The sequence below is a fragment of the Mycobacterium haemophilum DSM 44634 genome (genome assembly GCF_000340435.2).
GTDB lineage: Bacteria > Actinomycetota > Actinomycetes > Mycobacteriales > Mycobacteriaceae > Mycobacterium > Mycobacterium haemophilum.
The window spans coordinates 214,373-224,918 of record NZ_CP011883.2 but is presented as its reverse complement, the minus strand read 5'-3'; the positions used below and the strand labels follow the sequence as shown (position 1 = coordinate 224,918).

At 62.9% G+C, this 10,546-nt stretch carries 9 protein-coding genes; all 9 read right to left on the bottom strand.

Annotation, left to right across the window (positions count from 1 at the left end; all coding sequences use genetic code 11):
* Positions 1–2 precede the first annotated feature (2 nt).
* On the bottom strand, positions 3–1,574 hold the full coding sequence (locus tag B586_RS01075) for a virulence factor Mce family protein (protein WP_054878945.1): 1,572 nt from the start codon (positions 1,572–1,574) through the stop codon (positions 3–5).
* On the bottom strand, positions 1,571–3,169 hold the full coding sequence (locus B586_RS01070) for a virulence factor Mce family protein (RefSeq protein ID WP_047314477.1): 1,599 nt from the start codon (positions 3,167–3,169) through the stop codon (positions 1,571–1,573). The genes B586_RS01075 and B586_RS01070 overlap by 4 nt, the downstream gene beginning before the upstream one ends.
* Positions 3,166–4,206, bottom strand: a complete 1,041-nt coding sequence (locus B586_RS01065) for a virulence factor Mce family protein (RefSeq protein ID WP_047314478.1) — start codon at positions 4,204–4,206, stop codon at positions 3,166–3,168. Before B586_RS01065 ends, B586_RS01070 begins: the two co-directional genes overlap by 4 nt.
* The gene (locus B586_RS01060) at positions 4,203–5,528 is read right to left on the bottom strand and encodes an MCE family protein (RefSeq protein WP_054878946.1); all 1,326 of its coding nucleotides are present in this window, start codon (positions 5,526–5,528) and stop codon (positions 4,203–4,205) included. Before B586_RS01060 ends, B586_RS01065 begins: the two co-directional genes overlap by 4 nt.
* Before the next feature lie 5 nt (positions 5,529–5,533).
* Positions 5,534–6,403 carry an MlaE family ABC transporter permease gene (locus tag B586_RS01055; RefSeq protein ID WP_047314480.1) on the bottom strand — a complete coding sequence of 290 codons (870 nt, stop codon included), beginning with the start codon at positions 6,401–6,403 and terminating at the stop codon, positions 5,534–5,536.
* 18 nt (positions 6,404–6,421) lie between these two features.
* Positions 6,422–7,138, bottom strand: a complete 717-nt coding sequence (locus tag B586_RS01050) for an MlaE family ABC transporter permease (protein ID WP_414738705.1) — start codon at positions 7,136–7,138, stop codon at positions 6,422–6,424.
* 359 nt (positions 7,139–7,497) lie between these two features.
* Positions 7,498–9,099, bottom strand: a complete 1,602-nt coding sequence (gene fadD5, locus B586_RS01045) for a fatty-acid--CoA ligase FadD5 (RefSeq protein WP_047314482.1) — start codon at positions 9,097–9,099, stop codon at positions 7,498–7,500.
* Between the two features lie 161 nt (positions 9,100–9,260).
* Positions 9,261–9,701 (bottom strand): SRPBCC family protein, encoded by a 441-nt coding sequence (locus B586_RS01040; RefSeq protein WP_054878947.1) that lies wholly within the window; start codon positions 9,699–9,701, stop codon positions 9,261–9,263.
* A gap of 120 nt (positions 9,702–9,821) precedes the next feature.
* Entirely contained in the window at positions 9,822–10,298 is a 477-nt protein-coding gene (locus B586_RS21720; protein WP_054880783.1) for an acyl-CoA thioesterase, read from the bottom strand.
* Positions 10,299–10,546 lie beyond the last annotated feature (248 nt).

The following is a 10,546-nucleotide window of genomic DNA, read 5'->3' as shown; positions in this document are numbered from 1 at the left end:
CCTCACTGGCCCGCTCCTACGGCAGCGGCCGCCGGCGTCGGGGCAACCGGACCGGGCACCACATCCGGTCCTGGCGGTGGCGGCGGTATCGGCACCGGCGCCTGCAAGCCGATGGGTGGCAGCACTGGGTACTCGTCGTACGCGTTCGGCGGTCCCGGCGGCGTCTGCAGGTTGGATTGAATAGGCGCGATATTCGGGCCGCCCATGAGTTCAGCCAGCGAATCGGGGGTCATCAGGCCCGCTGTGATCGGCCCGACCTGCTGCCCTTGCATTCCCGGGGCGACGATCCACCCGGGTTGGGTGTTGCGGTGCGACAACGGCGTGTCCGGCACCCAGATCCCCGGGACGGTGGTGTCCTTGTATCCATTCGGCGGCTGCAGCCGCGGCTCGGAGTAGGCGACCTCCTTGGGAAGCACCTCCGCCGTGCTGAACAGGTTCAAACCGAACGGGAAGTAGTTGAACTTGATCGCATCCAGGACGGGCGCAAGATATTGCGCACAAAGTTCGGCGGACTCCTGATACCCCAATCGGCTGCCAGCCTGGATTGCGCTGCAAATGAACTGCATTGGGTTCGCGAAGTTGGTGATCGCCGGAACACCGACGACGGAACCGTGCGCCGGGTGATAAATCTGGTTGACATTCGACGCGGCCGTCGGGGCGACGTGCAGGAAGGTTTCCAACCCGTTCAACGGCTCCGGCTGAACCACCGTGGTGGTCACGGTCTCCAGGTTTTTGACGTCGGTGGCCAGCACCTCGCGGTTCTTGACGAGGAACGGGCGAACCGTGGAAAGCAAACTGTCAAACTGCTGTAACGCACTGGACAGGTCGGTATCGGAGTGCGCAAGTCGGGTGGTGAAGTCGGCCAGGTTTTGGTTCAAAGCGACAAACTGCTGATCGTCGGTGTGCAGTGCGTTGACGAACAGCGCCAGGCTGTGTAGCACCGCGAAAAAGTCGCCACGACCGTCGTTCAATGCGGTCAACGCCCGCGAAAGGCTGTCCAGCGTGGTGTTGATCTGCTTGCCCTTGCCGGCCAGCCCGTCGGCAAACGATTCGATGACGTCACCGAACGGACCTTTCGGCTGCTCTTTGGTCGGGCCGAGTTTGGAGATGATGTTGGTGATGCTGTCCCGCAGCTCGTCCCACTCCACCGGCACCTGGGTGCGCTCGATCGGGATCACCGCGTTATCTCCCAACACGGGGCCGCCCTTATACGGCGGCTCCAACTGGATCGAGCGGGACGCCACCAAGGTCGGGTTAAGGATCACCGCGGACGCATTGGCGGGAACCTTGTACTTGTTCTGATAGTGGAAGGTCACCTTCATCTTGTCGCCGGCCGGCACGATCGAGTCGATCGACCCGACACGCAAGCCCATAATCTGAACCTTGTCGCCGGTGTAGAGCGCGTTCGCCGCAGGGAAGTAGGCAACGACGGTGTTGTTCGTCAGCTTCTGGTAAAGCTTCCAGCCGACGAACCCGACGACGAGGGCCAGTACCACCACCAGCGACCCGATAATCACCGACGCTCGTGACAGCCGCGGCAGCTTCAGGTTGCGGATATCAAAGATGGTGCTCAATTCTGACTACCTCCCGTGACGCCGCTACCTCCGGTTCCCTCCGGGTTAATGAACGGTGCCGGCAGCTGGGCCCCAGGCCCGGGCGGTGCCGGCGGCCCTGGCGGCAGCCCCGGCGCGAACGTCGACGGACCCGGCCCCAAATTTCCGGGGCCGGCGGGTGCCAGCGGCTCGGTGCGCGCACCTGGCGGTGCGTTCGGCGGCAGCGGCACCGGAGTGCCCGGAACGTTCGGAGCTGGATCGCCCGGCCGCCCAGCGATCGGGATGCCCGGCGTTGGCGGCAGACCATCGGGGTTCGGCGACGACGTTTGGACGTCGATCGGCGCCGGGAAGGCGGGCCCACCGTACGGGCCGGTGGTCGCACCAGCGCACGGTAGCGGATTCCACGGCCGCGGCAGGCCGTCCTCCCCGATGGTGATATTGCCGCCCGGATTCGCTGGGGTGTAGGAGCACGGCGATCCCGGTGGAACGGCCGGTCCCGGATGCTCCGGGGTGCCCTCCAGCACCGGCGGCGCAGGCGGCGGCGCGCCATTGGGGAAGCGGGTGCCGTTGGGATCGGGGAACTTGAATTCCGGCAGCCCAGCGCTGCGCCAGAAGTTCTCCGGGTCGATGCCGCGCTTCTTAAACGCGGCGTCGACCCACGGCTGCAGAATCTGATACGGCGCCAGGTTGTGCAGGACGACCTTGAAGAAAGGTCCCGACCCGATGGCCTCGTTCAACGATGGCAGGAAGGCACCGACCTGAATGAGATCATTAGTCAGGTCATCTTTGCGCTGGACCAAGATGTCGCTGAGCTGGTGCAGCTGTTCCAGCACGTGATTGAGGTTCGGGTTGTCGTTGATCAGTCCTTGCACCTGGGCCGAGAATGCAGCGACGTTACCCAACAACGCATCGATGGCGCGTCCGCGTTCGTTGAATGCCGCGATCAAGGTCTTGGCGTTGACCAGCAGCCGATCCACCTGCGCGCTGCGGTCACCGAGGACACTGGCCACCTGGTTGGCCTGCGCAAGCAGATGTTTGATCTCCTCGTCGCGTTTGCCGATGGTGTCGGAGAACTTGGCCACACCATCGAGTGCAGCGCTGAGGTGCGGGTAGGTCTGATCAATGGTTTCCGACAACACCTTCAGTGACTGCTTGACGGTGTCGATGTTCCAGCCCGAGGCGGCCTTGGTGACGTCGAAGAACGCATCATAGATCTGGTAGGGGGTGGTGCTTTGGCCCAGCGGCAAACTGTCCCCGGGCCGCAGCGGCTGATTGCCGCGTGCCTCGATCTCGAGGATCTTCTTGCCGAGGATGGTGTCGGTGCGGATCCCCAGCCGGCTCTCGGTGCCGATGCTGTTGGTGCCGATGGAGAACTTGATCACGACGTGGTCACCGTCGATCTTGAGTGCCTCCACCTTGCCGACGTCCATGCCGGCGATGCGCACCTTGTCGCCCTTGTTGAGTCCGCCGGTGTCGGTGAATTGCCCGTAGTAGCTGGGCCGGGCGAACAAAATCGGGACACTGGTGAAGCTTTGGCCCACACCGATGAGGAGCAGCACCAGCAGGATGCCCATCAGCCCGATGCGAAGTCGATTGGGGGGTTCCAGCGTTCTCATTGCGGCGTGCACCGACCCGTCGGCTGCTGGAAAAGCCGGACCGTGCGGACGGGCCCACCAGGCTGCAACCCGTTGATCTTGAGCGTGATGTCGCAGGAGTAGAAGTTCACGAAGTCCCCGTAGGAGCCGATCGTGCGCCCGATCTGGTTCAACGCGGTCGGCAATTTATGGAGGTAGTCCTCCAGCTGCTGTCGCTGATCGATCAGCGGCTGCTGAATCCCGTCCAGATAGTTGATCGACTTGTGCAACAGCGCGCGGTCCTCGGCCAGCAGATCGGCCACCGTCCCCGCGGCGTTGCTGATGTGCGCAAAGCCACCCGCCAACTGGTCACCGTGATCCTTGAGCCCGGTGATCAATACCTCGAGGTTGTTGACGGTCTGGTCGAATTCTTTGCGATGCCGAACGGTCGTGTCCAAAACGACGTTCAAGTTCTTAACCACCTCACCGATCGCCTGGTCACGCTCGCCAATAGCAGCGGTCAGCTGGGCGGTTTGGTCGAGGATGTCGTTGATGGTGCCGCCCTGACCCTGGAACACGGTGACGATGGCCGAGGCGATGGTGTTGACCTTGTCGGGGTCCAGCGCCCGAAACAGCGGTTTGAAACCACCAATCAGCGCGTCGAGGTCCAGCGCCGGCGACGTCCGTGACAACGGGATGAATCCACCCGGCGGCATTATCTTTTCCGACCCTTGGCCCTCGCCACGCTTGAGCTCCAGGTAGCGGTTGCCAATCAGGTCGAGGTAGCGGATCTGTGCTGTCGTCGACTGATACAGCGGCACCGAGCGGTCGACGTTGAATTTCACCCGCACCCGCTTGCCGCCGTCGATCAGCGCAACAGAGTCGACCTTGCCGATCTCCACTCCCGAGGCGCGGACAAACTGGCCCGCCCGCAGACCGCTGATGTTGGTGAACTCGGCCGAGTACCCGTTGGTCCGGTCGAAACGCATCTGACCGAACACCACGATGATCATCACAGTGAACAGCAGCAGCACCAACGAAAAGATGCTGAGTCGCACGACAGTACCGGTGATTTTCATGGGTTGATTGTGTTATCCCCTACTTGACGGCCCCAGACGTACTCGATGGCGTAGGGCGAACCGGTGTCCAAGTGGTTGTACGGCGCAATGCTGTTGCCGGTGTCCATGACCAACTCGGGTGCGGGCCACAGATCACGGGTGATGTGCTGCCAGCAACCCGGCGCACCCCCCGGCCCACCGCGAGCGTTCACCCGCGGCAGATTCTCCGGATAGATGTAGGGATTCGGCGCTCCGTTGAGCACTCCGGCGAGCCCGAGTGGCGTGAGGAGTCCTTGGGAGAGGACTCCTCCCCCGAGGATGGATATCGCTGATGTCGGGTTCAGCATGAATCCCAGCCCCGATAGCGGCTCGATGTGGTCATTGAGCGAGTAGCCGTTGCCGCCGAGGAACGAGGCGATCTTGGGCTCGATGTCGTGATAGTTGCGCAGGGTGCAGAAGATCGCCGGACTGTAGGTGTCCAGCATCTGAGCCGTCGGCACCAGGTCGGCGGCGCCCCGCACCAGATACGGCCCACCGCGGCCGAAGAGATCCGCGCCGGTGTTGCCGAACCCGGCCGCGGCCAATAACGCTTGGTCCAAGTCCTTCTGCTGCTGGTTGATCGTGCGCGACGTGACAACCGAATTGTTAAGGAAGTCAAGCAAATCCGGCGCAGCGTTGGCATAGGTGTCGCCCAGGGCCGCCAGCTGTTGGACGTCGCGACGGGCCTGCGGCAGCTGCGGGTTGACGTCGTCGAGAACCGCGTTGCCGTTGACGATTGACTGTCCGAACCTCTCGCCCAGCCCGGCCAGTGATTGCGCGGCCGCGCTCAGCGTCAGGTTTAGCTTGATCGGGTCCACTTTCTCCGCGATCGAGGTGATGGTCTGGAACAACGTGTTGATCTCTGTGGTCACCGATCTGGCGTCGATCACGGTCTGCGGTGTGAGCCTTTTCGGCGACGGATGTTCCGGCGTCGTCAAGGACACGTACTTACCGCCGAAGACCGTGGTGGCCTTGATGTCGGCGTTCACATTGGCGGGAATTAATGAGAGGTACCGCGGATACACATCCAAGGTGAATTTGGCGGCCGGCTTGCCGTCCCGCACGGTCTCCGAGATGTTGGCGACCCGGCCTATCTCGGCCCCGTTGTAGGTGACCTTCGAGCCCGGATCCATCACCAACCCAGCCCGATCGGCCAGCATCGTCAACTTGGCCTTAGGGGTGAAATCTCCGCGGAATTGCCCGTAGACCAAGCCGAAGATCACTACCGCCACGACCAACAAGCCGGCCCCAGCTAATTTATACGGCGGCTTTCGTGATGGGTTGATCTTTGCTGGTGATGTCATGGCAGCTACACCGTCAAAGCGAAGTTGGGGTTGACACCGTAGAGCGCCAACGCGGCGGACAAAACAACAACCTGCACCGACACCAACGAGAAACGCATCGATCGCCCGACGGCCTCGCCGACGCCGACGGGTCCACCGCCGGCGTGATACCCGTAGTAGCAATGCGTGATCATCACAACCGCCGTGATGATGATGGCCTCCACAAACGACCAAAAGACGTCATCGGGACGCAGGAAGGTGCGGAAGTAGTGCTCATAGGTGCCATTCGACTGCCCGTAGAGCACCGTCGTGGTGATCTGTGGGGACAGGAACGACATGATCATGGCCAACGAGTAAAGCGGAATGATCACGACCAGCCCGGCCAGGATCCGAGTGGTCGCCAGGAACGAGATCGACTTGATCCCCATCACTTCCAGGGCATCAATCTCTTCGCTGATCCGCATCGCCCCCAGTTCGGCGGTGGCGCCGGCGCCGACGGTGGCCGCCATTGCGATACCGGTGACGACGGGGGCAGCGATGCGCACGTTGATCAGTGCGGCGAAGAAGCCGGTAAACGCCTCGACACCGATGTTCCCCAGCGACGCGAAGCCCTGGATGGCGACCAGTGAGCTGCCGGAGAGCGTGACGAACCCGACGATCGCGGCGGTGCCACCAACGACGGCCATGGCACCGGTGCCCATGCCGATCTGGGCGATCAGGCGCAGCGTTTCCTTACGATAGCGGCTCAGCGCATTAGGGATGTTCCCGAGGGCGACCAGGCCAAACCAGGTCATCTGGCCGATGTCGTCGATGCCGCGGGCTGCGGCTCCGCCGTAACGGTTCAGATTGGCGACGGCCCGCGGGAAGCGGGCGCGCAACACGGCCGCTGTTGTCATGTCAGAGATCCAGTCATGTCAGCGTCCCGTTCCGAAGCGCACGCCGATGGTGGTCAGCACCACGTTGACCGCGTACAACGCAACCACGCACAGCACCACGGTCTCGTTGACGGCGGTGCCCAGCCCTTTGGAGCCGCCACGCACGGTCAGCCCACGGTAACAGCCGACCAAGCCGGCGATGAGTCCGAACGTCGCGGCTTTGACAGTCGCGATGACCACCTCAGGCAGGCCGGTAATAGTGGTCAGGGTGGCGAGATAGGCGCCGCCCGACACATTCTGCAGGTAAACCCCGAAGAGGTAGCCGCCCACCAGGCCCACGGTGATGACCAAGCCATTGAGCAGCGTGGCGACCAGCGTCGCGGCGACGACCCGGGGCACGACCAGCCGATGAATGGGGTCAATGCCGAGCACCTCCATCGCGTCGATCTCCTCGCGGATGGTGCGCGCGCCCAGGTCTGCACAGATCGCCGTCGATCCGGCGCCGGCCACCACCAACACCGTGGTCAACGGGCCGAGCTGGGTGACCGCGCCGATCGCCGCGCCCGCGCCGGATAAGTCAGCGGCGCCGAACTGCGCCAACAGAACGTTGAGGGTGAAGATCAGCAACACGGTCAGCGGAATCGACACCATGACGGTGGGCAGGAACGCGACCCGCATGATGAACCAACACTGCAAGATGAACTCGCGCCATTGGAATGGCCACCGGAACAACGCCTTTCCGGTCAGCACGAGCATCCGGAAGAACCCGCCAACAAGGGCCAGCGGCGTCTGAAGTTGGTCACGGGCGTACCCGATCAGGCTCGGGCGCGTCTCCGTCGTCACCGCTGCCCCCTTACACCGGAACCACGGACGTCGCGACGCCGCGGCAGATCGTGTCGCACGCCACCTCCTTGCTCCGACCGTACTGCAGTGACCATCGGCTCCCTACCCGCAGGTGGTAACGGAGACCACAGGAATGTACCCGATGGTCGACTGCATGTGCATTGCATCTGCCCAATTGACCTTTCGTCAACGCCCAGCGAATATTTTCGACTGTGTCAGCGATCCCCTCCGGTTGTCGAATATCTTGATACAGAATGTCTTTCAGAATCCTTCTAAGCGCCAAAGCGCAATCGCAGTTCAGTTTTGAGCACCTTCCCGGCCGGGTTGCGAGGCAACCTGTCAACGACCTCAAGCGCTGCGGGATGCTTGTAGCGCGCGAGCCGGTCGGTCAGGAACTCAGTTAGTTCTTCGAGCCGCAGGTGCTCATTCGTTACAGCCGCGACCGCGATCGGCACCTCGCCCCACTTTTCGTGGGCCCGCCCGATGATGGCCACCTCGACGATGTCGGGATGGCTAGCGAGAACGTTCTCCACCTCGGCGCAGTAGATGTTCTCACCACCGGAGATGATCATGTCCTTCTTGCGATCCACCACCCAGACGTAGCCGTCCTCGTCCATTCGAACGAGGTCCCCGGAATGGAACCAACCGCCAGCAAACGCCTCCGCGGTAGCCGCCGGGTTGTTCCAGTAGCCGCTCATCAATGTTGGCGCCCGGTAGACGATTTCCCCCACCTCACCGACGGCCACGTCGTCCATGTTCTCGTCGACCACCCGGGCGGCGACCGTCGGGATGACCTTGCCGACCGATCCACGCTTACGGATCGCGTCGTCACCCAGCAGCATGCACGTGACCGGCGACATCTCGGTTTGGCCGAATGCGGCCAGTACCTGGGCCCCGGGGAAAGTCGCCGACATTTGCCGCAGTAACGCATCCGATGCGGGAGCGGCTCCCCAGGAGATGACCCGCAGCTTCAGATCGCGTGGCTTGGCTTGCTGCTCGGCGCACACCGCCTGCCACTGCGCCGGAACAAGAAAGATGCTGGTGACCTTCTCCGCCGCCAGCACGTCGAGCAGCTGGCCGGGGTCGAACGCGCCGAGCGGATAGATCACGGTAGGGACGCCAAGCAGCATGCCGGTCAGCATGTTGCCGATGCCGGCGATGTGGAACAACGGGACACCGATGAAACCGATATCGCTGTTGATGTTGGCGCCGCTGGTGTAGAGCGACGTCATCGTCTGTCCGGCCAGGTTGGTGTGCGTCAGCACGGCCCCCTTGGGACGGCCCGTGGTACCCGAGGTGTACATGATCAGCGCCGGTGAGTCGTTGGCAATGTCTACCGGTTCGGGTTCGGGCGCAGCACCGGGCTCGTTGATGAGGTCCTCGTAGCCGATCACGTGATCGTCGGAGGAGCCACCGGCGACGACGATCGTGCCCAGCATGGGCTGGATGTCACGGACACCGGTAGCCACTGGCGCCAGCACGGCTTCGGTGATCATCACCCGTGCTTCGCAGTCCTCCAGCAGGGCGGCGACCTCAGCGGGGGTGAGCCGGAAGTTCACCGGGACCGCAATCGCCCCAAGCATGTTGGCGGCCAGCACCGACTCGACGAACTCGGGGCGGTTGAGCATCAGGATCATCACCCGATCCCCGAACCCGACTCCCCCACGACGTAACGCACCGGCCAGTCCAGTGACGCGACGCCGCAGGTCAGCCCACGTCACCGTGGTGCTAAAAAACCTCAGCGCAGTCGCCTGCGGTTGCATCAACGCGTGCCGCTCCAGCTGGTTAACCCAGTTCTGCCGCCGAGCGAAATAGGGCTGCGCTTGGGCTGGTTTCGAGCCGCGGGCAAGGTGACCGGCAAGTTGCGCAATCAACTATTACCCTCCCTTCACTCGCGCGCCGCTTGTGACAGTTGAGGCCTGATAAAACATGTGTGGTGTGGGCCACATTATGGCCTCGATGGCCCCGTCACAAGGCCAGGCCAGCCTTGAAAGTCCTGGCAGACCCCGCGCAAGCAGCCCTATCCGGGCAACAACTAGGTGGCGGCCAACTGCTCGGCGCGCAGCTTGAGGTTCTCGGCGAGGTGGTCGAGCACGTTGTTGAGGAGCGACTTGACCATCGGGGCAGGCACCGGCGTGCTGGGCTCAACATCGATGTCCACCGTCAACAAGCTGGCCACCCCGATCTCCACCACGCTGAACAGTTGCTCCTGCTTGGTAAATAGGTCACCTTGCTGCATGACGGTTTGGATCTGGTTCACACCCGGGTAGTACACGGCCTGTATATAGGTACCCTCCATGCCTTGAATCTCGGTGTCGAGGCGCAGCTGGCTAGGCCGCCCGTCGTCGTAGCGGGCGAGCACCCAAACGCCCTTGACCCCTTCATTCCACTGGGGGTAGGCCTCGAAGTCGGCGACGATGGCCATGATCGACGCGGCGTCGGCGCTGACCTCGACGGTCTTGCTCATAACTGGCATTCGCGAAGCATAACGGGGTGCGCGGCGAGCCCCTCAATGACGGCCGGGGCTGTGGCTGGCGCGAAAGCGACCGCCTCGGAGGCCATCTCAGTCGCGATCCGGCGAGCTGCGACCTATCTATCAGTTAACGCAAGCCGTCGTCAGCAGTGACCGGATTGCGTCTGGAATAGGGACCGGTTTACGGCTGGTTCGATCGACATAGACGTGCACCCAGTGCCCCAGCGCGGTGATGGGCTGTGCCTGGGTGCGTGTTGAGGCTCCTTCGGGAGCGGCCCGGAACACGCCGAGTCGGTAGGTGACGCTGCTGCGTCCCAGCCGCGTCACCGCCAAGCCAACCACCAGGCTTTCCGGGAACTGCAATTCAGACAAGTAGCGGCAGCCCGACTCGGCGACGATGCCCAGCGACGGTGTGGTGATCGGGTCAACCCCGACACTGGTGTTGATCCAGGCGTTGATCGCGGTATCGAACAGCTGGTAGTAGACCGCGTTGTTGAGGTGGCCGAACATGTCGTTGTCGGCCCACCGGGTGAGTACCGGCCACAGCACCGGGAAGTCGCTACTCGTGAGCGTGTCCGGTGCCGACGGAACCCAAAGCATGGATGTATTCCTACACGTTCCGACATCGACATGGGGGCAGTCCAGCCAACCCGAGTTGAATCCGGAGTGCCCGAACCAGTTCCCGGTGGGCTGATCGTCGGGCATGTGGTTCATGTACGTCGCGTCCAGATTTACGTCAAAATCCAAACCCCATGGTGCATTACACGCGACAGCACCGGCTTCGGCGGTGGGTAGACAATGCCCGTATCGGCGCATGATCCGCGCCATGTCGAGCGGTGTGCTGACCA

What these genes read in the sequence shown, in the direction of transcription:
- B586_RS01065 (WP_047314478.1), bottom strand. Translation starts at nt 4,206, where the DNA reads ATGAAAATCACCGGTACTGTCGTGCGACTCAGCATCTTTTCGTTGGTG.
- B586_RS01050 (WP_414738705.1), bottom strand. Translation starts at nt 7,138, where the DNA reads ATGCTCGTGCTGACCGGAAAGGCGTTGTTCCGGTGGCCATTCCAATGG.
- B586_RS01055 (WP_047314480.1), bottom strand. Translation starts at nt 6,403, where the DNA reads ATGACAACAGCGGCCGTGTTGCGCGCCCGCTTCCCGCGGGCCGTCGCC.
- B586_RS01060 (WP_054878946.1), bottom strand. Translation starts at nt 5,528, where the DNA reads ATGACATCACCAGCAAAGATCAACCCATCACGAAAGCCGCCGTATAAA.
- B586_RS21720 (WP_054880783.1), bottom strand. Translation starts at nt 10,298, where the DNA reads ATGCTTTGGGTTCCGTCGGCACCGGACACGCTCACGAGTAGCGACTTC.
- B586_RS01040 (WP_054878947.1), bottom strand. Translation starts at nt 9,701, where the DNA reads ATGCCAGTTATGAGCAAGACCGTCGAGGTCAGCGCCGACGCCGCGTCG.
- B586_RS01070 (WP_047314477.1), bottom strand. Translation starts at nt 3,169, where the DNA reads ATGAGAACGCTGGAACCCCCCAATCGACTTCGCATCGGGCTGATGGGC.